This is a genomic window from Pseudoflavitalea sp. G-6-1-2 (assembly GCF_012927185.1).
Taxonomy (GTDB): Bacteria; Bacteroidota; Bacteroidia; order Chitinophagales; family Chitinophagaceae; genus Pseudobacter.
This window is the reverse complement of the sequence record NZ_JABBGB010000001.1, coordinates 225,091-250,353: the sequence shown is the minus strand read 5'-3', so window position 1 is coordinate 250,353 and position 25,263 is coordinate 225,091. Positions and strand designations below refer to the sequence as shown.

18 protein-coding genes are annotated in these 25,263 nt (G+C 47.3%); 10 read left to right on the top strand and 8 right to left on the bottom strand.

Annotated features, from left to right (window positions below; all coding sequences use genetic code 11):
- Positions 1-175: 175 nt before the first annotated feature.
- The 3 genes from HHL16_RS00950 to HHL16_RS00940 form a co-directional block, all read right to left on the bottom strand.
- Positions 176-1,366: an MFS transporter gene (locus tag HHL16_RS00950; RefSeq protein WP_169423271.1), complete on the bottom strand. Its 1,191-nt coding sequence runs from the start codon at positions 1,364-1,366 to the stop codon at positions 176-178.
- A gap of 81 nt (positions 1,367-1,447) precedes the next feature.
- Positions 1,448-2,020 (bottom strand): Crp/Fnr family transcriptional regulator, encoded by a 573-nt coding sequence (locus HHL16_RS00945; protein WP_169423270.1) that lies wholly within the window; start codon positions 2,018-2,020, stop codon positions 1,448-1,450.
- An 81-nt stretch (positions 2,021-2,101) separates the two neighbouring features.
- The gene (locus HHL16_RS00940) at positions 2,102-2,587 is read right to left on the bottom strand and encodes an Lrp/AsnC family transcriptional regulator (protein WP_206022207.1); all 486 of its coding nucleotides are present in this window, start codon (positions 2,585-2,587) and stop codon (positions 2,102-2,104) included.
- A gap of 131 nt (positions 2,588-2,718) precedes the next feature.
- On the opposite strand from HHL16_RS00940, the gene HHL16_RS00935 reads away from it, so the two are divergent.
- Positions 2,719-4,077 (top strand): MFS transporter, encoded by a 1,359-nt coding sequence (locus tag HHL16_RS00935; RefSeq protein WP_169423269.1) that lies wholly within the window; start codon positions 2,719-2,721, stop codon positions 4,075-4,077.
- Positions 4,078-4,082: 5 nt separating this feature from the next.
- Here HHL16_RS00935 and HHL16_RS00930 read toward each other — a convergent pair whose 3' ends face one another.
- Complete coding sequence (locus tag HHL16_RS00930) at positions 4,083-5,027, bottom strand: AraC family transcriptional regulator (protein ID WP_169423268.1); 945 nt, start codon at positions 5,025-5,027, stop codon at positions 4,083-4,085.
- Positions 5,028-5,249: 222 nt separating this feature from the next.
- Between HHL16_RS00930 and HHL16_RS00925 the strand changes: the two genes are divergently transcribed.
- Positions 5,250-7,688 (top strand): TonB-dependent receptor, encoded by a 2,439-nt coding sequence (locus HHL16_RS00925; protein ID WP_169423267.1) that lies wholly within the window; start codon positions 5,250-5,252, stop codon positions 7,686-7,688.
- A 130-nt stretch (positions 7,689-7,818) separates the two neighbouring features.
- Here HHL16_RS00925 and HHL16_RS00920 read toward each other — a convergent pair whose 3' ends face one another.
- The 4 genes from HHL16_RS00920 to HHL16_RS00905 form a co-directional block, all read right to left on the bottom strand.
- On the bottom strand, positions 7,819-8,523 hold the full coding sequence (locus HHL16_RS00920; RefSeq protein ID WP_169423266.1) for a hypothetical protein: 705 nt from the start codon (positions 8,521-8,523) through the stop codon (positions 7,819-7,821).
- A 97-nt stretch (positions 8,524-8,620) separates the two neighbouring features.
- The gene (locus tag HHL16_RS00915; protein WP_169423265.1) at positions 8,621-9,004 is read right to left on the bottom strand and encodes a DUF3037 domain-containing protein; all 384 of its coding nucleotides are present in this window, start codon (positions 9,002-9,004) and stop codon (positions 8,621-8,623) included.
- Entirely contained in the window at positions 8,982-9,779 is a 798-nt protein-coding gene (locus tag HHL16_RS00910; protein WP_169423264.1) for a HipA family kinase, read from the bottom strand. The genes HHL16_RS00915 and HHL16_RS00910 overlap by 23 nt, the downstream gene beginning before the upstream one ends.
- A gap of 29 nt (positions 9,780-9,808) precedes the next feature.
- On the bottom strand, positions 9,809-15,088 hold the full coding sequence (locus tag HHL16_RS00905; protein ID WP_169423263.1) for a S8 family serine peptidase: 5,280 nt from the start codon (positions 15,086-15,088) through the stop codon (positions 9,809-9,811).
- A gap of 399 nt (positions 15,089-15,487) precedes the next feature.
- Between HHL16_RS00905 and HHL16_RS00900 the strand changes: the two genes are divergently transcribed.
- The 8 genes from HHL16_RS00900 to HHL16_RS00865 all read left to right on the top strand — a co-directional run bounded on the left by HHL16_RS00900 (position 15,488) and on the right by HHL16_RS00865 (position 25,188).
- The gene (locus HHL16_RS00900) at positions 15,488-16,204 is read left to right on the top strand and encodes a phosphoadenylyl-sulfate reductase (protein WP_169423262.1); all 717 of its coding nucleotides are present in this window, start codon (positions 15,488-15,490) and stop codon (positions 16,202-16,204) included.
- Positions 16,205-16,283: 79 nt separating this feature from the next.
- Complete coding sequence (gene cysD, locus HHL16_RS00895; protein ID WP_169423261.1) at positions 16,284-17,186, top strand: sulfate adenylyltransferase subunit CysD; 903 nt, start codon at positions 16,284-16,286, stop codon at positions 17,184-17,186.
- A gap of 33 nt (positions 17,187-17,219) precedes the next feature.
- Positions 17,220-18,461 carry a GTP-binding protein gene (locus HHL16_RS00890; protein WP_169423260.1) on the top strand — a complete coding sequence of 414 codons (1,242 nt, stop codon included), beginning with the start codon at positions 17,220-17,222 and terminating at the stop codon, positions 18,459-18,461.
- Between the two features lie 19 nt (positions 18,462-18,480).
- Positions 18,481-19,335 carry a serine O-acetyltransferase EpsC gene (gene epsC, locus HHL16_RS00885; RefSeq protein ID WP_169423259.1) on the top strand — a complete coding sequence of 285 codons (855 nt, stop codon included), beginning with the start codon at positions 18,481-18,483 and terminating at the stop codon, positions 19,333-19,335.
- A gap of 65 nt (positions 19,336-19,400) precedes the next feature.
- Positions 19,401-20,258 carry a uroporphyrinogen-III C-methyltransferase gene (cobA, locus tag HHL16_RS00880; RefSeq protein WP_169423258.1) on the top strand — a complete coding sequence of 286 codons (858 nt, stop codon included), beginning with the start codon at positions 19,401-19,403 and terminating at the stop codon, positions 20,256-20,258.
- Positions 20,242-21,975 (top strand): flavodoxin domain-containing protein, encoded by a 1,734-nt coding sequence (locus tag HHL16_RS00875; protein WP_169423257.1) that lies wholly within the window; start codon positions 20,242-20,244, stop codon positions 21,973-21,975. Before cobA ends, HHL16_RS00875 begins: the two co-directional genes overlap by 17 nt.
- Before the next feature lie 7 nt (positions 21,976-21,982).
- Positions 21,983-23,677, top strand: a complete 1,695-nt coding sequence (gene cysI, locus HHL16_RS00870; RefSeq protein ID WP_169423256.1) for an assimilatory sulfite reductase (NADPH) hemoprotein subunit — start codon at positions 21,983-21,985, stop codon at positions 23,675-23,677.
- Complete coding sequence (locus tag HHL16_RS00865) at positions 23,674-25,188, top strand: TSUP family transporter (RefSeq protein WP_169423255.1); 1,515 nt, start codon at positions 23,674-23,676, stop codon at positions 25,186-25,188. The genes cysI and HHL16_RS00865 overlap by 4 nt, the downstream gene beginning before the upstream one ends.
- Positions 25,189-25,263: the final 75 nt, after the last annotated feature.

Sequence of the window (25,263 nt, the reverse complement as noted above, 5' to 3'; positions counted from 1 at the left end):
GGAAAAGATATTCATAGAATGCATATTATCTACTTCGTTAGGCATTCTGATCAAGAGGATGTATTAGATAAAAAGCAAGTGAGATAACCTGAAATTTTTCTAAAATATTTGATAAGGAGTTTAGACAACTCTAAACATTCCTGATCACTATACTTTTATGCAGGACTACATCCTGCTATTGCTCCGAAGTTTTGTTTCTGCGGTAATTCAGTATCCCCAGTAACAACGCTATCAGCACAAAAACACCCCCTACCCAGGGCGTTGTATTCAATGAATAACTATTTATGATAGCGCCTCCAATCAACGAGCCTAAAATCACTCCGACATTAAATGCTGATACATTTACGGCAGATGCAATGCCACCACTGCCCGGTTTGTGCTTTTCCGATAACTGCACAGCGAGTAATTGCAATGCCGGAACATTCCCGTATGCAAGAAATCCCAGTATCAGCACAAGTGCAAAAACCAATGGCTTACTTCCCAAAACAAATGAGAGTATGAATAAAACAATGGCGTGAAATAAGAAGAGATACACCAATGTTTTTGATGGCTTACGGTCGGATAATCTTCCTCCTGCAAAATTACCTAAAGCCACGCCCACTCCAAATATCAGCAACACAAGATTTATCAGGTTCTCGGAAAACCCTGTAATGTTTTTTAACACGGGAGAGATGTAAGTAAACAACACGAATGTTCCGGTATACGCAAAAATATTAGCGAGCAATATGATGAGTACAGAAGTGTTTTTGAACACTACGGGTATATCCCCTAATCTTAATGCAGCTACTGGTTTGGGTTGAGTAGGCAATACGAAAATCAGCCCAATCAATCCTGCGAGGGTCCAGATGATGATAGCTAGAAATGTTGCATGCCAGCCGAAATGCGTACCCAAATAAGTACCGGCAGGAGCGCCCACCACTGTGGCAATCATAAGTCCGGAAAAAACCAATGAGATAGCAGTGGCTTTTTTGTTCCCTTCAACCATATTGCTGGCCATCACTACGGCGTGTGCAAGAAACAAACCATTGGTTGCACCGGTGATAGCCCTGCTGATCAGCAGCGTATAAATGTTGGAAGAAAAATAGGCAATGAGATTGCCGAAAACAAATAACAGCAGCGCTGTTATCAATAGTTTCTTTCGCTCGATACTTCCTGTAATTGCTGTGAGCAGTGGCCCTCCCACGGCAATACCTAATGCATACATCGTAACCAGTAGACCCGTGTAACTTACAGGGACTGATAAATCTGCCGCAATGGTAGGCAGCAAACCTACGGACACAAATTCTGCTGTACCAAAACCGAAAACGCAAAAAGTTAAAGCCCAGATAGCCGGAGGTATTCTGTTGGAAGCTGGTTGTTCTGTCATGAATCTGAATTTTAGGTACAAAATTCAGTAACGCAGCATGGCTGTTAAAGGAAGAATATCACAAAACAAGCGTGACAAATATCACGGCTGCAAAGAAATAAGCCTGCTTAAAGTTTCTCTGGTGATTCCTAAGTAAGATGCGATGAGGGTTTTAGGTACCCGCTGTAAAAGATCGGGATATTGTTGTGTGAAATATTCATATCGTTGTTTGGCATTGAAACTTATCAGCGACAGAATTCTTTTTTGCGATGCCACATATCCTGCCGTGGTTTTCTTTCGAAAAAAGTATTGCATCTTTTGCATCTCTGCGCAAAGCTTTTCTCTGTTTTCTTGAGAAATAAAAAGTGTTTCACTGTCTTCGAAACAATCGATGTTCAGTGTTGCTTTGGTTTGATAGTGGAAGGCTTCCGGATCGGAGATCCACCAGTTTTCTGTTGCAAACAGAACAATATGGATACTGCCTTTATCGTCGATTTGCCAGGATTTCAATAGACCACTCAATACAAAATAATCGTACTTCACATAATCACCTTCCTGAATAACATACTGGTTCTTTAGAAATTTACGATAGGTGAAATGGGAGAGGATATAGTCGAATTCCTCGTCCGTGAGATCGATGATCGTTTCTAAATGCTGTCTAAGTTTCTGGCTCATGCTGGCATGGTTGAACTGCGCTGTAACATTTAAAATTACGCTTCAGGTTGGATATTCCGGAGTTGGCCTGCATTTTTCTGATTACAGCATCTGATGTGTTTGTTTCATCACGTTCATCACAAATATGCTTTTGGAATGCCCGATATGCGGTACCTCACTCAGCTTGTTCACAAAAAAATCGTGATAGGTTTCCATCGACTCCGAAACAATCTTCAGCATAAAATCAAAATCTCCTGCAATATTGTAACACTCCAGCACTTCCTTAAATGAATGGATCTTATCGAGAAACTGTTTCGCTGCTTTCCGGTTATGCTCTCTGATACTCACCTGGCAAATTACAATTATGCCCTTGTTGATCTTTTTGTGATTGAGCAATGCGCCGTATTGCATTATCACGCCGTTTTGCTCAAGCCTTCGGATGCGCTCCAGTGTAGGTGTTGCGCTCAGGTGTACTTTGGCTGCCACTTCACGGACAGATAACCTGCCATTCTCTTCCAGCACTTTCAGTATCTGGTAGTCTTTTTCATCGGGTGTGTAGTTTGCGGAGTTCATTTGTGCTGCCGGCATATGATATGATTGAGTTTAAAGTTCAATTGACATGAATTAATGCAAAAATATGAGCAATTGTTCTGAAATAGCGCTATTTGAAGCGCAAATGGACTGACTAGTTTAATTTTGGCCTGCAACAGAGAGATTATATGAAGAACAGGAAACTCATACTCATCATTGCTTCGATGGGTGTATTTGTGGAAGCGCTGGACATTGCAATTGTTAACCTTGCGCTGCCACTGATAGAAAAAAGTCTGGGACTTACCAGCGAATCAAGTTACAAATTACAGAGTGCTTACGTGCTGGTTTACGGATGCTTCCTGTTGCTGGGCGGCAAACTCACCGATTACTTCGGAAGAAAGAATATCTTCCTTGCCGGATCTTTTATCTTTCTGGTTACTTCACTCGGTGCCGGTTTATCTACTTCCTTTACATCGCTGGTAATATTCAGGGCAGTGCAGGGGCTGGGTGCTGCATTGCTGATGCCATCTGCGTTTGCTATCATCAATTACTATTTTTCTGAACCGGGAGAAAGAAGCAAAGCCATTGGAATATTCAGTTCGTTTGCAGCAGTAGGTTCGGGAAGTGGATTATCTGTTGGCGGCATCATTGCAAACTACTGGGGCTGGAGTTGGGTTTTTCTGATCAATGTACCGGTGCTGCTGTTCATTATTGCAGTGGCATTCTTCTATCTGGAAAACGATCGTCCTGGGCATAAAAGCAAGCCTGATATTATTTCTGCATTGGTGTTGATTGTTGCGATGTTCTTTCTAACCTGGACTACAGAGATGCTCCCACATATCGGAGCTGATCCGCTGAAGTTCTCTCTGCTGCTGGGTTCTACGATATTGTTCGGTGGGCTGCTTTACCGGAGATTGAAGCGTGCCCGTGAACCGTTGATCGATCTGAAACTACTCAGCATCCGGTCTCTCAGAACCGGCAATACGCTTTTTATTCTGCTGGGCGCCATCTTCACCGGCTATCTTTTTCTCATCAGTTACATTATGCAGCAGAAGTTCCATTATGCCGCATTTGAAGCAGGGTTAATGCTCATGCCCTTCAGCTTCGCTTCGGCCATCTTCGGGAAATTTGTTTTGCCGCGCATGCTCCGTGTTATGAATGATAAGATCATTGCTATCGTCGGCACCTGCTCTATGTTGCTGGGTGCTACCTGCATCATACTCGCATTGCAGACGCATCAGCTGGCATTGCTGCTCGCGGGCGGAGCCTGCATCGCCGGTATCGGAATGATCCTTTGCTTTACCGGTTACTCCGTAATTGCCATGGAGAAAGTTCCCGAAGAGCATCTCGGTGTTGGTGCAAGCCTTACTTCTACTGCCTATTTCATTGGAGGTGGTATCGGATTGCCGCTGCTTTCTTTTCTGCTGAACAGTAACGGTAGTGATGGTTCTGGCCCGCTTGTATTGCTGGGAGCCTTTGCTGTACTGGGTTTGGTGTTACTCGGAGGGTTGCAGAGATATGAGAAAAAGGCGCAGCCTGTTTTATAATTACACTACAATTTCAGATCACTGGGCAGAATGCCGAAATGTTTTTTGAATGCAGCCGTAAAGTGAGTGGTGTTCTTGTAGCCTACGAGATCTGCCACTTCAGTTACATTCATGGCCCCGCTTTGCAGCAGATCTTTTGCGTGTGCCATTTTTGAATTGTTGAGATAGCCGAATACTGTATTGCCGAAAACTGCTTTGAAATGTTTCTTCAGTTTATATTCATTGGTGCCTACCTCATGTGCAAGATCGATGAGTGAGCAGGGTTTATCGTAATTGCTGAGAATTATTTCCCGCGCGAAATACATTTTCTCGATCTCGGATTGCTTGAGTGTGGCACATACGGGATTCTCATTGAACTGCCGGAATTGTTCAAACTGCAACAGCAACAGTTCCGTGAGTTTGGCTTCCACTTCCAATCGTCTGTAATGATTTTTTCTTTTTGAATGAACGATGTCGCGCAGCAAAACCTGCATGGGGGCAGTGATCGGCAGATTGTGATTGCTTAGTCTGCTGAATCGCTGTTGCTGAATATCTGTTCTGAATTGCTGAAACAATTTTTCTTCTGGCAGAAAGCGATCGAAGTATTCCGGCAGGATATAAAATTCTACCGATTCCATTTTTTCTGAAGCCTTCCATTCAATAGTGCCATTGTACCAGGGCATATAGCAAATATTGAACTGATTAGTGTTGAGAGAAAAAGGTACGTCCATACTGTCTGAACAGTACAGCGTATTGGAGGTCAGGGAAAACAACACCTGAACCACCGGAAAATCTACTTCATAATTTACCAGCAGATCTTTACCCGATTGCATATGGCCATGCCATACCAGCACACCTTCAAAGAAAAGGTCGAGAAAACTGCCACTGCAGTTTGGTCCATTGGCGGTGCGTCTGATTTCTGTAATCGCTTTTCCGGGTTCCTGGAAGAAGGGTGGGAAATCAGTTTCCAATAAAAATTGGTCGGGATCAATACATTCTGCTCTGATCAACATACGCGCGGTAAAAATATCCAGTTATGAGGTGAATCATTTATGGAATCGGGAAAAATTGGATTGAATCAATTTCAATTAATGCTGTATTAATCCCTCCTGCGTCATTAATACTCCTTTATGCGTCACAGCACCTCCGGTTGCACACGGTAATTTTGCAGCCGAAAAAAACAGGTGATACTTATGGGAAAGAAAATTAAGATGCTGTTCGTCTCTTTGTTAATGTTGCAGCAGTTATGGGCACAGCAGGGAGCAACTATCAAAGGAAAGGTGCAGAATGCACAGGGGAAGCCGGTTTCAGGCGCTTCGATTATTGTTGAAGGAATGCATAAAGGTTCAAAAGCCAATCAGGAAGGCGCATACCTGATCACTGCACTGGCTCCCGGTACATATCAGTTAAGGATATCCGCTATAGGTTTCAGCTCGCAGGAAAAGCAGCTCAGCATTGGTGAAGACAGCACCATTGTACTCGATATAACGCTCACTGAAAGCTCCAACGAAATGGAAGCAGTAGAAGTGTTTGGTCAGCGCAACAAACAGCCGCAGAAGCTGGATGCCCTTACCAGACTGCCATTGAAGCCGGGCGATCAGATCCAGAGTATTTCTGTTATCTCCGATAAACTCATCTCACAGCAGGGTAATCTTACGGTGATCGAAGCAACACGTAATGTACCGGGGGTATACACATACGCGCGTTATGGCGGCGCTTCTGAGAGCATCTCTTCACGTGGCTTCAGAGGCATTCCGATTCTGAAGAATGGTGTACGCATGCATACCGATTTTCGTGGATTCGGTTTCATTACCGATCTGCAGTCTGTAGAAAATATTCAGGTGCTGAAAGGGTCAAGTGCAGTAACCATGGGCGCTGCAACCGATCTGGGCGGCCCTGGCGGTATCATCAATGTTGTTACCAAAACGCCTAAGTTCGTTAACAGCGGTATGGTGAGCCTGCGTGCAAACACTTTCAATCAGGTACGTCCTGTTTTTGATGTGCAGGGTGTGCTCGATAATAGAAATACCATCGCCTTCCGCATCAATGGCGGCTATGAAAGATCAGGTGATTATCATGATGTAAAGAATGTTGGTGTAGAGAAATTCTTCATCAACCCATCATTGGAATGGAGACCCGATGAGAAAACAGCCATCACTGTTGAAATGGATTATCTCGACGACAGTCGTACAAAAGATGTAGGAACCGTGAATCTCGCGCCAGGCAATAAATACAACGATATTTACAAATTACCGAAAGGCCGTTTCCTCGGTTTCTCTTCCGACAGAGCGAATACCATCAACAGCAACTACGCTGTCCGTTTCAGAAGAGAGCTGAACGAAAAACTTTATCTCAGAGGTTCTTACTATTATTCAGCGTTTACCAACGAAGGCATCCGTGCTTCGCTTTCGGCTCTCAAATCTGATACACCCAATAATATCAACGTATCGCAGCTCAATCTGCAACGCCGTTCACTCGGCCATGATGGCTATCGTAACGATAAGAACAGCGTAGTGCAGTTCGATCTGGTTGGACAAAATGTGTACACCGGAAAAATCAAACACACTTTCATGGTGGGTGTTGATTATCGTACTTCCAAAGTGAATATGAAGAACTACAATTCATTTGTGGTGGATACCATCGATGTGTTCAAGCCAATCAACAACAAGCTGAACAAAACCTACAATTTCACTCCTTCCGGTGAAACCAATACTACCGACAGAAGCACGGGTGTTACAGTACAGGATGTAATTCAGGTGAACAAATGGCTGCGTCTCTTCGGTTCAGTTCGCTTCACAACTACCGAAAGCAGAACAGAGCTGAATGCAAACGCTATTCGTGAAAGCTACTGGAATCCATTGGCAGGAGTGATGTTCACCGTTAACAAGAATATCAACCTCTTTGCATCTTACACCAACAGTACCAATCCGCGTACAGCACAGTACGTAGATATCAACGGCAATGAGCTGGGCAACGAAAGGATCGATCAGATCGAAGCTGGCTTCAAATCTCAGTGGCTGAACGATCGCCTTCGTTTCAATCTTACCGTATTCCAGATCAACAACAGGAACCAGAATATTCAGGCGGCGGTACTCAATCCTTCAACTGGTGTAATTGAGCTGAAGAACTACTACTTCAAAGGTGGTAACGACGAACGCAAAGGTGTTGAAGTGGAGATCACTGGCCGTGTTCTCGAAAATCTCGAGCTGATTGCAGGTTACGCTTACATCGATGCACAATATAAAGAGCACACCACTTTTGTTCCGGGTTCTGCTCCCAACAATACACCTACACATACATTCAATGCATGGGCCAGCTACACAATCAGAGAAGGTGCGCTGCGTAACCTGAACCTGAGCGCTGGTGTGTATTATCTCGGTGATCGTCCGTATAACGACTGGACGCAGGCCAACACTAACTTCCACGGTATTCAACCCAACACAAAACCATGGAAGAATAAAGCTTACACCATTGTGAATGCACAGGTTGGTTATGAGATCAACAAGAACTGGGGTGTACGCGTATTTGGAAATAATATCTTCAATGCTGTTGGCTTCGACGCCTACCGCACCAGCTATATCGATCAGATCGATCCGGCGAATGTGGCAGCAGCAGTGATCTATAAATTTTAGCATGCAGCAGGAAACTGATTGTACAAATGATCCCATGATCTATAATGCAATCAGCGTTCAGGCGCTTCGGTTTCTACCGGAGCGCCTTTTTATTGCGGCTATGTCTGTGATGCTTCAGGCATCTTTTGTGTCACTGATTCTTTTCGTCGAAATAAGTACGCTTGCTCTTCATCGATTTCTGCCATCCGGTGGAGAAGATCGCTTCCTGATTTTTCACCCATAATTCCATGCGCTGACTCACTGCCAGTTGAACAGGGGCGGGCATGGCGTAAAACGATTTATCGATGGTAGTGTTCCGCTCGGCAGTCTGGAGGCCGTTCTGGTGGCGTACTCCGATCTTTTCTCCTTTGTAGAAGATCATGCATTTTACTCTTCCGTTTTTTAATCCGTTGTTGGTAGTGGTGCCATAAACGATCAGTGGATCAGCCAGTCCATCTTTGTCTATATCTTCAAATGCAATGTAGCTTTTCCAGAACCAGATGGTGTTTTCCGATTGGTCGCGTTGCAACACGTAATCATTCATGTCCCATACTTTGCTGTATTGTCCGTTTTCCGCCAGTTTCAGATTCACGGCTCTGATCCGGTAATGGAAGCTGTCGCTTTTCTGACCAACCGAATCGAGACTTTCAGTGAACACGCAGTAGTAATTGCCGGACTGATCTGTGTAATGATGCACGGAGCTTACGGGGTAGCTGAGCCGGTAAACCTGTTTCAGGCTATCGGTAAGCCAGGTAAGCGAGGATGGAGAAACCAGTTCGTGTGTAACTGCTGAAATCTGTGCTGATAGCAGGTTTGCGCCGGTCAGAGCCAGCAGGATAAGGCAAATCTTTTTCATCGTTAGTAGGTTTAGGTGATGAAGAAAGGGACAGGATTGCCTGATAAGTGAGGGTGTACTATAAAGTTACAAATGTTCCTGATAAAAGGAAATCGCATCAGAGCACCAGCTGTGCATGCAGTTTTTGCAGTGTGGCCAGCGGATCAACGCATAGCCCGGGATGCACTTTAGACGACTGAAGTACTGTGCTTCGTGTAGCAGTGAGCCAGCGGAAGCGGCTGGCAATATCGAGTTTAGCGATTGGACTGGCACTGGAATTGCCCAGCGCAATCTGTTCAAATGCCTGAAGATGTGCCTGAATTTCAGGGATATCCAATTTGGGGCAAAGTGCCAGCAGGCGATGGCTATCGACGGTGTAGATGGTTTGCAAAAAGCGTTTGTCCCTGCAATACAGAATCACTCCCGCATTGAGGAACTCTTCGCGTTCTACCCGTGGTACAATGCGGATCACTGCATATTCAAATAAGTACGCTTCTTGCATGCTGGGCTTCTTTTACAAATATTTCTGAGGCTTCGAGTCTTTTTGTGAGGAATCCGTAATAGATGTCGCGGATATGTTCCGGCGTTTCTTCGGTTGCCCATGTTTGCAGCCAGTCTGTAGGAATGGTGTTTACTATCTGTCTGATCTTTTCGGGAGTCAGCAGTTGACGGAACTGTTCATTCACCTCTTCTAGTCTGGAAGCGAATGGCAGCAGTACATGATCTTTCACCATGGTGAATGGTTTGATGGACTGTGCTTCCCATTGCTGCCACGAATGGTGGAAATACAAAGCTGCTCCGTGATCGATCAGCCAGAGTTCTTTATTCCAGTAAAGCATATTGGTGTTGCGCGCTGTTCTGTCTACGTTGGTGAGCAGGCAATCCATCCATACGATTTTCGATGCCAGCAGCGGATCTACATCGTTCACAACAGGGTCGAAAGTGATGGCGCTTTGCAGATAATGAAGGCCAAGATTCAGTCCTACACTGGCTTTCAGCAGATCTTGAATTTCTTCGTCTGGCTCTGTTCTTCCAAATGCCGGATCGAGCGTTGCAAATACCAGTTCAGGAATTCTGAGGCCGAGCGTTCGGGCGATCTCTCCTCCGATGAGTTCGGCTACCAGCGCTTTGATGCCCTGACCCGCTCCGCGGAATTTGAGTACATAGAGAAAGCCATCATCCGCTTCGGCGATAGCCGGCAGTGAGCCGCCTTCGCGCAGCGGTGTTACGTATCGTATCACCTTTACCGTTCTGAGTGTAAGTTCACTGGCAGACATAATGGAATTTGAGCAGCAAAATTAGGTAATTATTCTCCGTTCACAATCCGTTGTGTTTTTTTGCCGCTCTGCGTATAAATATTGAGGAGATATACTCCTTTGGCAAATCCCTGCATCGGAAGCTGGTACTGGGTTCCGGCGATTGTTTTCCGAAGCAGTATCCTTCCTGTTACGTCTGTAAGTTCAATGTTGCTGATCTCTCTGCTGCTTCTGATATACAGCATACCGCGTACAACGGGATTGGGATACACCTGCAGACTTTCTGCTACGTCCGATACCTGAATGGTTCTGATCGGCGAGTAACTTGTTCTGCCGTCTATATCGGTGATGAGTAATCGATAATAGTTTGTTCCATTGGATAACATCGGGTCCGTAAACTGATAGCGGATGGCGCTTTCGCTGTTGCCAGCCGCTGCTACTGTGCCAACCGGAATATAGTGAACACCGTTTGTGCTCTTTTCGATGGTGAAAGATTTTGTATTGATCTCCTGCGAAGTTTCCCACTGAAGCAGGGCTGCATTATTCTTACGCGTGGCCGTGAATGAAGTGAGCGTAACCGGAAGCGGTTTGTTTTGTCCTGGGCCGCCACCATTGAGCCAGAATTCTGAGAAATGGCTCACTGCATATTCTGCATAGTAACCACTGTCGTAAGGTATGATGTTCACCTGTGTTGGCGGAATGAATTGATACGTGCCGGTATGGTTGTCGCTGAGACTTCCGTTTTCTTCGGCGGTTGCACCACTGTATTGTGTAATGCCCAGCTGGTAAGGGTCTGATGGCTTGGAGCAGGTAGCGCATCCGCTGGCATTGATCAATGCCTGTGATTCTGATTCAAGGAAATAGTATCGTACAAGCACAGGTGAAGATGGCGCTGTTGCCGGTTTGATCACAATATTTCTATCGAGATAATACTGATCGCTGTTGCTGCGGACGGCACCGGTATTGCGGAAAACTTTTACTGTGGTGGAACCAAGGTTCTGTCCCTGTGGATTGATCGCTGCAATGATATCATTGCCCGATTTAAATTCAATCCAGTTATTGCCGTTCACCACCTGCGTGATACCCGCAGGGATATCTGGTCCCGCATATACACGGGCTTTGTCGAAGATATGTACATCATCGATTGCCACGCCTTCTGTGTTGAATCCGGGATCGCTTCTGATTACCATACGGAAACGAATGCGGCCGCTGGTTACGGGAAGTGCAATGGAAGATTCTCTCCATGCTGGCATAGAAAAATACCAGATGATGTGGCCCGGATGATTGTACCAGTTGCTGCCTACTCCGTAGGTGCCGAGCTTGGTCCAGGTAACATCATTGGTGCTGTATTCCATCCAATGGTTGTCGCAGAGACATGCATCTTCCATCAGAGAAATATGACTGAATGAAAGCACTGGTTTTGTCATGCCGGTAAGATTGAAACAGGGAGAATACAGGTAAGACAATTCTGCATTGTTGTAATTGCCATTGAGTGAGGTAACCCATGCGTTGATGCCGTTGGCCGCTTTATTGATGACGGTCTTTTGCGGCTTGCCCCATTCCCAGCTGCTGTTGTATCCGCCGGGATACCAGTAACCGTTGTTGGATTCAAATGTTTCGAGATAAGGGAAACTGTTGATCACGGGTGCTGTAGTGAAGCGGATCATCGCGAGCGTATCGTTGTTCACATAACTGTCGCCCGTTGCATGCACCCATGCGCGGATGGCATACTGCTGAAATGCTGAAAGATTTGCGGTTGATGCAAACTGATATGTTTTGCTTTCGCCTGCATTCAATGAAACTGTTTCAGACACAACCGTTCCATTCAACTCATAAGCAACCTGCACATTGCTGATGGCGCCGTTGCTGTAGTTCTTTATCTGAACTTTGATCGGCTCGGCATTGGTTAATGCACAGATGCCGGGATAAGACGGATTCACCAATGATACAACTCCTACATCACCCGAAGTGCGGGTGAGTTTAATATCGTCGTAAGTAATGCCGTCTTCCATCAGGTTGTCGGAGGTGGGAGTATTGGCGGATGTGAATCCCTGCTGGCCAAGCCTCACCTGAAAACCGGCGCCTATTGTCTGCGCTGGTGAAGCAGCAGCAAGGGTTTCAGTAATGTTGATGCTTGGGGCTGCTTTGTAAATGCCTACTTCATCTACAGTTGCAGGAAGCGTAAATACAGGTAGCCATGCATTGCCCTCCGCGCCTCTTATCCAAACACGATTTCCCGGCAGTGAAAAATCAATGCCCTGATTTTTGTAAAAGAAATCGAGCCAGATCTGGTCGGTTGAGTTGTATGAAGAGAGATTGAAAGTGAGTGTTGCGCTGTCTGGAGTAGCCGGGCTGGCATACCTTTTCTGATCGAGCAGCATAGAACGGATACCGGTTTTTGCAAAACCGGGTTCACCTGTTCTTCCTCTGCTATTTACAAAACCGGTGTTGAAGTCTGCCCGGTCAAGACCTTCCAGCCCGAAAGTAGATACTGAATAAGTTCTTTCGTCCGCCGACTCAAAACTTTCGGTAAAGGATGGGTTGAGCGTAATTGCAGGATTGGGAAGATGTTTAACAGTTGTAACAACGGTATCGTTTTTCAATACTGCATCAGCTGCATATCGCACCCATGCCTTTATCTTATAGATGCCGGGCGTACCGAAATTTTCAGCTGTTGCAAATGCATAATCCCTGGAAGCACCTGCCGCGATTACAACGTTGCTGCTTTCGGTTATCACTGCACCATTATTTATTTGATAAGACAGCTGATAAGGGCCACTGGTAGGAATGCCTCCCAGATTGCGTAAGCGGATTCTTACAGGAACAGTGCCTGGTTGAGAAGGTGTGAACTGCCTTCCGTTTTTGGGGTTGATCAGCAGGAACGCTGTAAGATCATTGTTGAATTCAGTTCCGGTACAGGTTCCTCCGGAGGGGATGATGGATGCGGCCACTGATCTTCTTCCGGGTACTCCATTGATGAGTGCTCTTACAGCGATCCAGCAGGTAGTATCAATGCGAAGTGAATTCAGCGTATAAGCTGTTGCGTTAGTGCTGGCAACAACAGTCATACTGTCTCCGCTGAGCATCATTATTTCATAATTGTCGGCATCGGTGATGGCGGGCCAGCTGATATTCACGTAACCAGGGCAGGTATTGGCCAGCGTAATCAGCGGCTGACCAAGTATGGTGAATGGTTTGTCGCTTACATCGGTGGTGGAATTTCTTGAAACCCTTATCAGCGCTTGCTTTGCTGAAACAGAGGGTACTGTAAAATCATAGAAGCGTGCATCTGACGGCACTGAATTGCTGAGCACCGTCCAGTTGCTGCCATTGTCCCCGGAATATTCAACTGTGAATGGATCGGTGCTGTTGTCGTAAGCGCTCCACCGTATCTTTTCAATTTCGCCGGGCACAAACGTTTCTCCTGCTGTTGGATAGGTTACTGTAATGGAGGGCTCTATGAGCTGGTATACTACAAAGTATTGTTGTGGTCCGGATGGAATATTGGTTCCGTTTACAAGTATGTTCACCGACCCGGCAGGTGGGTTGCTGATCACCACCTGTTCGATATTGTTGAGATTGTCGACCCCTTCTTTGGCCGTGCTGTCGGCTTTTGCCGGCAGGGGATTCAGGATCAGCGGATGGTGCTGCATGGCATCTGTACCTGTTACTGTGAGGTCGAGATTGTTCACAAGTGCAGTGGATGCGAGTGGGGTTGCGGGCGGGTCTACCCAGTAGAGCAAAACTTTCAGCTGGGCAAGTCCGGCAGGGATGTTGATCGTATGTGTGTTGTTGTTTCCGTTGGTGACCGATGCAGCGAAGTACTGATTCTGTTCGAGCATTTCAACAGCTGTCCGTGCATTGAGTTTACCGAAGCCCCATGTGTAATCGGGTCCGGGTTCGCCCATATCTTCTGCTCCGTTGCAGGCCAGCGCTTTTATCAGGCCTGCATTTGGGTCGGTACCTCCATGCAGTTGACGGTATCTTTCGTACAGCAGCGCCAGGGATCCGGTAACCGCCGGTGATGCCATGCTGGTGCCACTGATGGCGCCATAGCCATTGTTGATGGTAGAAGAAAAAACGGAAATCCCTCCGGCCATTACTTCCGGCTTGATGCGTCCGTCTTTTGCGGGGCCACGGCTGGAGCCACCAGCTATGAGATCATCGTTGGTATTATAAGCACCCACTACGAGTGCGTTCTTGCTGCTCTGATAGCCGGATCTTACTGTGGCGAATCCCGGAGCGAACGGAGCGCATGTTTTGCCTCCATCATTACCCACTGCAAATACGTGAAGCAGGGTAGGATTGTTGAAGAGCTGAGCGTCTGTGTAATTGGAGAGGGCATCATACTCGCCTGTGCCTGCACATCCCGGCGTACTCGATTCGTAAGAGTTGTTGGTGAGCACCATGGCGTACTTGCTCATGTACAGTGGTGTATTCACCAGAATGCCGCTGAAATAATCCGATACGATGGTGGCTTTGGGGGCCATGCCCATATATCGGGGATTCAGCAAGCCCGCTCCTGCAGCGGTTCCTGTAGTATGAACGCCATGCGAAGCTGCAGGGGCAGGGTTGCGGTTGATCAGTCTGCCGGTAAAATCGAGATGGGTAGGATCTCCTGCATCACCCACTCCAATGGTTACCTGCTTTCCCTGTAAGTTTCTGCCTGTGGCATCTGCCAGCGAACTGATGCCGATGGCTGCACGGCTTTTGTTGTTGAGCGGAACATCTTTCAGCGCTTGTACATGCACGTAAGTAACAAAAGGAAGCGCAGCTATTTTTCTTACAGCAGCTGAGTCTGCCTGCACAAACAGGGTGTTTTCTGGTTGTATCGGATTCTCTCTGAGCTGTGCTCCTGTCAGCTGCAATTGCTGCAACACATCTGCATGAGTAAGATTGCCTGCAAAATGCACAGCCACCGTTTCATCTGCACCTGGCTGCCTGTTCTGCAAAGACGCAGCTATTTTCAGCGAGGCATCCGGAAAATACACTGCATTCACAGCATATTTTTTCAAATTGGCGAGTGGCATATCTGCCGGCAGTTCTGCGAAGTATGCATTACCCGGAATATAATCGAAGAGCTGAATGCCCTGGCTGGAAAGTTCATTTTTTTGTGAGGCGCCCGGCAGCCGGTCGAAGCGAAGCATCACATAATTCTTTCTCCTGTACTGCATGCGCTGACGAACGTCATCTGTTAGTTTCACAGACTGAATATTCATCTTATCCGTAATGGTGGCCGTTTTCAGCTGGGGCGGAAGCTTTTTTTCCTGCGCGGATACAGGCAACTGAAAGAACGCCAATGCGGCCAGTAAAAAGTAGAAATGCTTCATTATGGGACATTTAGGGATATTGGTCTGCTAACAGCTGTTAAGATAGTCAATTTCCTGTTAAAGCCTAAGCGGAGAGGACCGGATGAAAAACGCGCAGTTTCAGTTTGGGAGCAGCATAACCAGCAGGATACATATGGATATTTATCAATAGGCAAACAGCTGTTAGCGACTATTTTTCGAATAGTCTACCAAAATAGTGGAAATAATTTTTTGTGGTTGAACCATTCCCATTATCTTTGTTTTACAAGCAGTATCACTATGCTATCGATGCCTCATATAATTAAACATAATAGCTGTTGTTGTTGTAACGCCTGTTACAGCTGTTGATACGCACGCTCGTCCCTCCCTCTGTACAATTGTCTCCCAATAGGTTTCACCAGAACTTGATGCAAATAAATTATGAACGTAACAATACCAGATTATCTTCAGGAATTAGTCTACTACTCAGGTAGATTAAGTATGCAGGAGTTCCTGCGCCTGCTGATTCAGAAGTTTCCCGGTCAGATAACATTCTCTACCAGCTTCGGTGCAGAAGATCAGGTGATCACACACGAGATACTCAGCAATCAGTTGCCCATAGAACTGTTCACACTCGATACGGGAAGATTATTTGCCGAAACCTATTCAACCTGGAGCAGCACAAACGATCGTTATCATACGCAGATCAAAGCATATTTTCCTGATTACCGCAACCTCGAAAAGTTCATCACCACAAAAGGGCCCAATGCCTTTTATGAATCGGTGGAAAACAGAAAGCTGTGTTGCCATATCAGAAAAGTGGAACCACTCAAACGCGCACTGCAAGGACATGCCATCTGGATCACCGGCCTCCGTGCAGAGCACTCTCCCGAACGTACCGGGCACAGTCTCATCGAGTGGGATGCCGCAAATAATATTGTGAAGTACAACCCGCTCCTGAACTGGACTTCAGCCGAAGTGCAGCAATACATCAGTAAACACAATGTGCCTTACAATGTGTTGCACGATAAAGGCTTCGTAAGCATCGGCTGTCAACCCTGTACAAGAGCCATCCGCCCCGGTGAAGATTTCCGTGCAGGAAGATGGTGGTGGGAAGATGCCAGCAAAAAAGAATGCGGCCTTCACGTAAGCAACTAGAACAGCGAACTGATAATGATCATGCGATCGAACCCATTCCGGTTACATCCGGTGAATTTATATAACAACAATTGTGAGTATGCCCAGATTAGATTATTTAGACCAGTTGGAGTCGGAAGCCATACATATCTTCCGCGAAGTGGCAGGACAATTTGAGCGGCCAGCTCTATTGTTCTCAGGAGGAAAAGATTCCATTACACTCGTACATCTGGCATTGAAAGCATTCCGCCCGGGGAAATTTCCTTTCCCGCTGGTACATATCGATACAGGACACAATTTCCCAGAAGCCTTACAGTTCCGCGATGCGCTTGCAGCCGAAATCGGAGAGAAGCTCATTGTTCGTAATGTGGAAGATACCATCAAAGCCCGGAATCTTACCGAGCCAAAAGGAAAGTTCGCCAGCCGTAATGCCCTGCAGACCTACACCCTGCTCGATACCATCGAGGAATTCAAATTCGATGCCTGCATCGGCGGTGCAAGACGTGACGAAGAAAAAGCAAGAGCCAAAGAACGCATATTCTCCGTTCGTGACGAGTTCGGTCAGTGGGACCCCAAGCGGCAACGTCCTGAGCTCTGGAATATCTTCAACGGCAGGATCCACAAAGGTGAGAATGTGCGCGTGTTCCCCATCAGCAACTGGACGGAGCTCGATATCTGGAACTATATCCGCCGCGAAAAGATCGCACTTCCATCCATCTACTTTGCACACGATCGCAAAGTGATTGAACACGAAGGACAGCTGGTAGCAGTATCCGATTTCATTCAGCTCGAAGACAAAGATGTAGTGCATACCAAACAGGTGCGCTACCGTACCGTGGGAGACATGACCTGTACTGCGGCAGTAGAATCGTCGGCCGATTCGCTCGATGATATCATCCGCGAGATCACTGCCACCAAAACCAGCGAACGCGGCGAAACCCGCATCGACGACAAAGTATCGGAAGCAGCCATGGAAGACCGTAAAAAGAATGGATACTTCTAACTAACAATTAACAATAACCGAATAATTATATCAATGGACCTTTTGCGATTTATAACAGCAGGCAGCGTAGACGACGGAAAGAGTACGCTTATCGGCAGATTGCTCTACGACAGCAAGAGCATCATGATCGATCAGCTCGAAGCCATCGAAAAGCAGAGCAAGAATAAAGAAGAGGGAGAGATAGACCTGGCGCTGCTTACAGACGGACTCCGTGCCGAGCGCGAGCAGGGCATCACCATTGACGTTGCGTACAAATATTTCTCTACACCCAACAGGAAATTCATCATAGCAGATGCGCCGGGCCATATTCAATACACAAGGAATATGGTTACCGGAGCATCCAATGCAGACCTCGCCATTATTCTCATCGACGCAAGAAACGGCGTGGTAGAGCAAACGAGAAGGCATTCCATCATTGCTTCACTCTTAGGCATTCCGCACATTGTGGTTGCCGTGAACAAAATGGATATGGTAGATTACTCACAGGATGTATACAACAATATTCTCATCGACTATGCGCATGTAGCGCAAAGCCTCGGCCTGAAGAATGTAACCTATATTCCTATCAGCGCACTGAATGGAGACAATATTGTTGAGAAAACCGACAAGACCCTCTGGTACGAAGGACCGTCGCTGCTGCAATTCCTCGAAGAAGTGCGCCTGGAAGATGATGTAGACCTGAAGCATGCGCGTTTCCCTGTGCAGTATGTGATCCGCCCTCAGACAGAAGACCTGCACGATTATCGCGGCTATGCCGGCAAGATCATCAGCGGTGTGTACAAAAAAGGTGATCAGGTAACCGTATTCCCATCGGGTGTAAGCAGCACTATCAAAGCCATTGAGTTGGGAGGAAAAGAGGTGGAGGAAGCATTTGCGCCGCAAAGCGTTGTGCTGCATCTCGCAGATAATGTGGATGTGAGCAGGGGAGATGTGATCGCCCTTTCCAACGATGTGCCTAAAACAGAACAGGAGTTGGAAGTATTGCTCTGCTGGATGGACAACAAACCACTAGTTCCCGGAAACAAATATTTATTACAGATCAACAGCAGGCAGGTACGTGCGGCTGTTCGTGAAATCTCATACAAGCTGGATGTGAATACCCTTCTGCAGGAAGCCAATCCACAGCAGGCTGTACTGAACGATGTGATCAGGGCTACGATCAAAACGGCATCGCCGGTAGCTTTCGATGCATACAGTGAGCTGCGTGTGAATGGCGGAGCCATCCTCATCGATGAGACAAGTCATGTTACAGTTGGTGCCTGCATGATTCAGTGATCAATCTAAAACTACCAACATGAGCGCAGAATTTGTAAAACATTTGTATCAGCTGAAGCTGAAGAATACACAGCAGTTCCCTGACAAGGCTACCACAGAGCAGTTCATCGATCAGCTGTTTGCGTTGCTGTTTGTACCGCGTGCCGGAAGGCAACTGGGCTTTACCGAATTTGAGAATGAGTACGAATCACTAAAAAGTCATTTGTCTACACTCGTGTACGATGTAGTGCATAATGGTGATCAAACGCAGGCGATCACAGACAAATTTTTTGAAGAGCTTCCTGCAGTACATGCATTGCTGCTGAAAGATGCGGCAGCCATCTCCGCATGGGATCCGGCAGCTGAGAGTCTCGAAGAAGTGATCATCGCCTATCCCGGTTTCTTCGCTATTGCTGTATATCGCTTTGCGCATCAGCTCTGGAAGCAGCAGGTAAAGATCCTGCCAAGATTATTCACCGAGTATGCGCACAGCAAAACGGGTATCGATATTCATCCCGGTGCAACCATCGGCGAATCTTTCTTCATCGATCACGGCACTGGCATTGTGATTGGAGAAACCACCGAGATCGGCAGCAATGTGCGCATCTATCAGGGAGTAACCCTCGGCGCTTTAAGCGGAGGAAGAGAAAAGAGCAGTGGCAAAAGACATCCGAGCATTGAAGACAATGTGATCATTTATTCGGGCGCCACTATTCTGGGCGGCGAAACAGTGATCGGAAAGAACAGCACAATCGGTGGGAATGTGTGGATCACCTATCCCGTACCTGCGGGATCACTGGTGTATCACAAGAGCGAAGTAGTTGCTAAGAAAGATTTTTCTTTTACCGATGCCGTCAATGGCATTTTAGGGAAGCGCGATATCGCTTCCGCATAAAGAACAACAAAACAGGGCACTGCTTTTTTTTGTGCCCCAATAATCTACTAAAAAAGTAGACAATTATGCCAAACTACCCAACAACAGGAAAAGTGATCATCGCTGGGGCCGGTCCGGGTGATCCCGAATTGCTCACACTGAAAGCGCTGCGTTACCTGCAACAGGCAGACGTGGTGCTGGCAGACAGACTGGTCAGCGAGCAGGTGTTATCGCAGTATGTAAAATCAGAAGCAGAGATCATTGCAGTAGGAAAACAGTGTCGCCGCGGAGCCAGCACGCCGCAGGAAACCATCAACGAACTGATGGTGGAATACGCGCTGAAAGGCAAACTGGTTGTGCGATTGAAAGGAGGCGATGTAAGTATCTTCTCCAATGTGCTCGACGAATTGCAGGCGCTGAAAGACGCGGACATTGCGTATGAGATCATCCCCGGCGTTACTGCCGCATTGGGCGCTGCCGCTTACGCAGGCATTCCGCTCACTGCAAGACAGTACAGCACTGCCGTTCGGTTTCTCACTTTCTATCGCAATGAAGTGATCAACGACCAGTACTGGAAAGATCTCGCCGCTACCGATGATACGCTGGTGTTCTATATGTCGTCCGAAACATTGGATGGCGTTGTGGCCAATCTGCTGAAACACGGTATCAGTGATGAGAAACTGCTGGCCGTGGTAGAACAGGCAACAACTCCGCAACAGCAGGTAGATGTAACCAACCTCTACAGCTATGCGGAAAACTGGAAAGGGAAAACCTTTCTCAGTCCTGCACTGGTGATCATCGGAAAAGTGGTGGCATTGCACCAGCAATTCGCCTGGATTGCCAATAGCCCTACACGCGAAACATATTTCAAACCGGTAGCCAAATTGTTCACTGCATCGACAGTTGCTACAGAAAAAGCCAATCAAAATGCTAGTAGAGCCTAAACTGAAGACACTGCTGGAGCTGGTGCGCACATCCACACGCGAAGAGCTGGTATGGATGAACGGATACCTGGCCGGATTGCTGGAACGCCCGGCAGAATCCACTGCTGCCGCCATTCAGGAAGTAGCCAACATTCTGCAGCAACCTGCACCTTCGAAGCCTGCCGTGCAGAAAATTACACTTGCTTACGGAACCGAAACCGGCAATTCAAAAAAACTCGCCACCGATTTTGCTGCGAAGGCCAAAAAGGCCGGCGTAAATGCAAAGCTCGTAGGCCTCGATCAGTATCGCCTGAACGATCTCAGCAAAGAAGAATATTTCTTTGCCATCATCAGTACGCAGGGAGATGGTGAACCTCCTGCCACCGCAAAGAAATTCTACGATCATATTCATCAGAACGGAGCAAAACTGCCGCAATTGAAATTCAGCGTGCTCGCCCTTGGTGATACTTCTTATCCGCTTTACTGCAAGGCAGGGGAAGATGTGGATGAGCAATTATCCAAACTCGGTGGACAAAGAGTGGTGCCGCTTCAAAAGTGCGACACCGACTACGAAGCCGATGCGGCCACTTGGTTCAGTTCTGTATTGCAATTGCTGAGCGGAGCCGCGCAACCCGCGCCACAGGCGGCTGTTGCTGCGCCTGCGAAAAAACTGCACAGTAAAAAAACATATACGGGTTCTATACTCGGCAATATAAATCTGAATGATCGTGGATCATCGAAAGAAACCTATCATATCGAAATAGGAGTGGAAGAAGATGTGGATTATTTGCCTGGCGACAGCATTGGCATCGTGCCACATAATCCACAGTCGACAGTGAACGCGATTCTGTCACTCACGGGCATCAATCCTTCCGTGATCATCAATCACAGAAATGAGGCACTGCCTGCAGAACAGTTGCTCCGTAATCGTCTTAATATTGTTTACCTGCCAGAGCGTGTGGTAAAGCAGTATGCGAAGCTGGTGCAGCAGGATATCCCCGCAACCCGCATCGGACTGCTCGATCTGCTGAAGATCTATCCGGTAAAAGATGCTGCGCAATTTGAAGAAGTGATCGCATTGCTGGAACCAATCACGCCAAGATTGTATTCCATCTCATCTTCACCATCTGCGCACGACAGAGAGATCCACCTCACTGTTGCACGTGATACCTTCTTCGTGAATGGCGAATGCAAGCGCGGACTCTGCTCCGATTTTCTTTCGCAGCACGATGAGAATGCAGAACTGGATTTTTATGTGCATCGCAATAATCAGTTCCGCCTGCCGGAGCCTGATGCCGATCTGATCATGATTGGCCCCGGTACAGGCATCGCGCCATTCCGGTCATTCCTCTGGGAGCGGGATGCAGCGGGCGCTTCAGGCCGCAATTGGCTCTTCTTCGGAGAGCAGCATTTTGTATCTGATTTCCTCTATCAGACTGAAATTCAGAACTGGCTTCAGACCGGTACGCTCCATAAATTAAGTCTTGCTTTTTCAAGAGATCAGCAATACAAAATTTATGTGCAACACCGTATTCTCGAAGAGGGAAGGGAATTGTGGAAGTGGCTCGAAAACGGCGCTTACATCTATCTCTGCGGAACAAGAGACCCCATGAGCACCGACGTTGAATACGCCGTGTTGCAGGTGATCGAAAGATTTGGAGGAAAGGGCAGCAGAGATGCCATCAATTACCTGGAAGACTTAAAAGCCGCAGGCAGATTTTTGAAAGACGTTTATTAAAATCATTATGAGCACTAACCAAAATAATCTCTCACCGGTAGAAAGGATCAAAACAAAGAGTGACGCCCTGCGCGGCACACTCAAGCAAAGCCTTCAGGATAGCGCCACAGGCGCGCTGCGCGAAGACGATCAGAGCGTAGTGAAATTCCACGGAATGTATCAGCAGGATGATCGTGATCGCCGCGAAGAGCGTTCCGCCAAGAAACTCGAATGGCTGTATTCCTATATGATCCGTCTCCGTCTGCCTGGTGGACTGCTTACGCCGCAACAGTGGGTGGGACTGCATCATATTGCCGGCGAACATTCTACCGGCACTATCAAGATCACTACCAGACAAACCATACAATTGCACGGCATTCTCAAGTCGCATGTGAAACCAACCATCAAAGCATTCAATACACTGCAGCTCGACAGCATCGCGGCTTGCGGAGATGTGAACAGAAATGTTGTCTGCAATGCGCATCCGCATCAGTCAGAACTGCATGCAGAAATTTTCAGCTACGCCGCTAAGATCAGTGAGATGGCATTGCCTAAAACCCGCGCCTATTACGAAGTGTGGCTCGATGAGCAACCACTGCTCAACAAGGAAGAAGAAGCAGATCCGCTTTATCAGGATCGCTACCTCCCCAGAAAATTCAAAGTGGCTATTGCCATCCCACCATACAACGATGTGGATGTGTTTGCCAATGATCTCGGATTGATCGCCATCGTAGAAAACAATAAACTCATCGGTTTCAACATCGCTGCAGGTGGCGGCCTCGGAGCTACACACGGCAATGCCAATACTTATCCGAGACTGGGCACCATACTGGGTTTTGTTGAGCCGGGAGAGAAAACACTCAAAGCGGTATACGAAATAATTACAGTACAGAGAGATAATGGCAATCGCAGCGACCGTAAGTTGTCGAGGCTCAAATACACCATCGACAAAATGGGTGTGGAAGCATTCAAAGCCGAAGTGGAAGCCCGATGTGGATTTGCACTCGAACCGGCAAAACCATTTGAATTCACCCAACGTCGCGATGATTATGGGTGGTTCCAGAACCACGAAGGCAACTGGTATTACACGGTATTTACGGAAAGCGGCCGCGTGCTCGACGACGACAAAGTGGCGCTCAAAACAGCTATGCTGGAAATAGCCAAAACAGGAGCGGCCAACTTCCGTTTCACCTGCAATCAGAATCTCATACTTAGCGACATTGCACCAGCTGATAAACCAGCCATCGAATCGCTGCTGCATCAGTTCGGCATCATCGAACATACAGAGAATGCAGGCGCCATGCGCAAGAGCGCTATTGCCTGTGTGGCCTTCAACACCTGTTCACTGGCGCTGGCGGAGGCGCAACGCTACCTGCCCACACTGATCACCAGACTTGAACCGATACTGGCAAAACATGGATTGAGTGATGATGATATTTCCATTCGCATGACCGGTTGCCCCAACGGATGCGGAAGACCCTATGCAGCAGAGATCGGATTGATCGGAACTGCATATGGACAATACAACCTGCATATCGGCGGCGACAGATACGGTTATCGTCTCAATACAAAATATAAAGAGAACCTCGATGAACCTGCCATACTCGCGGAGCTTGATACACTCCTCGGAACATACAGCAGGGAACGCAATACAGGTGAGACATTCGGTGATTTTACAATCCGGAATAATTGGGTACAAACCAACCCTAAATCAGCATCATGAGTGAAGCAACTTCAATACAAGATCCATTGCAGAAAACAGAAGAAATTGCAGACAGCAATCATCTCTTTCCTGTGTTCCTGAAACTGAGTGGGCTCCGCGTTCTGCTGATAGGGGCCGGCAATGTTGGACTGGAGAAATTATCCGCCATGCTCGACAATGCACCCGATGCAAACATCACGGTGGTAGCTCCGAGCATCGGAGAATCTGTTCGCAACCTCGCTGAAAAGTTTCCGCGTATTGCACTGCATGAAAGAAATTTTGAAGAAGCTGATCTCGATAACAAAGACCTGGTAATTGTTGCCATCAATAATAAAGAAGTAGGCAGAAGGATCTACACAGTAAGCCGTGACCGGAATGTACTGATCAATGTAGCCGATACGCCCGATCTGTGCGACTTCTATCTCAGTTCCATTGTGCAGAAAGGACAATTGAAAATCGCAATTTCAACAAACGGAAAATCACCCACTGCAGCAAAGCGGATCAAGGAAGTACTGAATCATGCTATGCCTGCTGAACTGAACGATGTATTGAACAATCTGCATACAGTGCGCAATCGCCTCAACGGCAATTTTGCGGAGAAGGTAAAAAGACTCAATGAACTCACCAGAGTGCTGGTAGAAGAAGGAAGTGAGAAAGATCGTAAATGGAGAAAAATAGCCACGAGATCGGTGCAGGTATTTGCGCTGATGCTGATCGGGCATTTTATTTTCAGTTACGTGCCCTGGCAGGATATTGGTTCAGGTGCTGTGGATCTGGCAAAATCGCTGGAACCTAATTTTCCCATCATGCTGCTCGCGGGTTTCCTGGCACAAATGGTGGATGGCGCACTGGGCATGGGTTACGGCGTAACCAGCGCAACTATTCTGTTGTCTGCGGGGGTGAACCCTGCTGCAATCAGCGGAAGCATTCACACGGCGGAGATGTTTGCGAGTGGAGCATCGGGATACAGCCATTATAAGTTCGGCAACGTGAACAAGAAACTGTTCAAGGCATTGCTGATTCCCGGAGTGATCGGCGCTATCCTCGGTGCTGTGCTGTTGACGCAACTCGGAGAATCGCATGTGGATTACATTCGTCCGATTATGGCTGCCTATACTTTGTTTCTCGGAATACGAATTCTGGTGAATGCATTCCGCAAACAAAAAGCTCAGAAGAAATTCAAGCGATACGGTGTGCTGGCAGGTGCCGGTGGCTTCCTCGATTCGTTTGGTGGCGGTGGCTGGGGACCAATTGTAACCACTACGCTGATCACCAAGGGACGCAGTCCGCGTTATGTGATAGGATCGGTGAGTCTGGCAGAATTCTTTGTAACGCTGGCCAGCGCCTTCACTTTCTTCACCTTGCTGGGAGTGAGCCACTGGCAAACCATTCTGGCGCTGGTGGTGGGGGGATTGATCGCTGCTCCGTTAGCTGCTAAACTAACGGGCAAGCTGCCTCGAAAAACATCCTTCATCCTGCTTGGATGTCTGGTGATTTTGTGGAGCATTAGAATTCTGTGGAAGATTCTGTAGCAGAACACCAGTCCGATACACATATTATTCTCTGTGTAAAGGCAGAGAATTTTTTAGACACAAATAGTCTACTAA

Coding starts and splice junctions, on each gene's coding strand:
- HHL16_RS00950 (WP_169423271.1), bottom strand. CDS start 1,366: ATGACAGAACAACCAGCTTCCAACAGAATACCTCCGGCTATCTGGGCT.
- HHL16_RS00945 (WP_169423270.1), bottom strand. CDS start 2,020: ATGAGCCAGAAACTTAGACAGCATTTAGAAACGATCATCGATCTCACG.
- HHL16_RS00940 (WP_206022207.1), bottom strand. CDS start 2,587: ATGCCGGCAGCACAAATGAACTCCGCAAACTACACACCCGATGAAAAA.
- HHL16_RS00935 (WP_169423269.1), top strand. CDS start 2,719: ATGAAGAACAGGAAACTCATACTCATCATTGCTTCGATGGGTGTATTT.
- HHL16_RS00925 (WP_169423267.1), top strand. CDS start 5,250: ATGGGAAAGAAAATTAAGATGCTGTTCGTCTCTTTGTTAATGTTGCAG.
- HHL16_RS00920 (WP_169423266.1), bottom strand. CDS start 8,523: ATGAAAAAGATTTGCCTTATCCTGCTGGCTCTGACCGGCGCAAACCTG.
- HHL16_RS00915 (WP_169423265.1), bottom strand. CDS start 9,004: ATGCAAGAAGCGTACTTATTTGAATATGCAGTGATCCGCATTGTACCA.
- HHL16_RS00910 (WP_169423264.1), bottom strand. CDS start 9,779: ATGTCTGCCAGTGAACTTACACTCAGAACGGTAAAGGTGATACGATAC.
- HHL16_RS00905 (WP_169423263.1), bottom strand. CDS start 15,088: ATGAAGCATTTCTACTTTTTACTGGCCGCATTGGCGTTCTTTCAGTTG.
- HHL16_RS00900 (WP_169423262.1), top strand. CDS start 15,488: ATGAACGTAACAATACCAGATTATCTTCAGGAATTAGTCTACTACTCA.
- cysD (WP_169423261.1), top strand. CDS start 16,284: ATGCCCAGATTAGATTATTTAGACCAGTTGGAGTCGGAAGCCATACAT.
- HHL16_RS00890 (WP_169423260.1), top strand. CDS start 17,220: ATGGACCTTTTGCGATTTATAACAGCAGGCAGCGTAGACGACGGAAAG.
- epsC (WP_169423259.1), top strand. CDS start 18,481: ATGAGCGCAGAATTTGTAAAACATTTGTATCAGCTGAAGCTGAAGAAT.
- cobA (WP_169423258.1), top strand. CDS start 19,401: ATGCCAAACTACCCAACAACAGGAAAAGTGATCATCGCTGGGGCCGGT.
- HHL16_RS00875 (WP_169423257.1), top strand. CDS start 20,242: ATGCTAGTAGAGCCTAAACTGAAGACACTGCTGGAGCTGGTGCGCACA.
- cysI (WP_169423256.1), top strand. CDS start 21,983: ATGAGCACTAACCAAAATAATCTCTCACCGGTAGAAAGGATCAAAACA.
- HHL16_RS00865 (WP_169423255.1), top strand. CDS start 23,674: ATGAGTGAAGCAACTTCAATACAAGATCCATTGCAGAAAACAGAAGAA.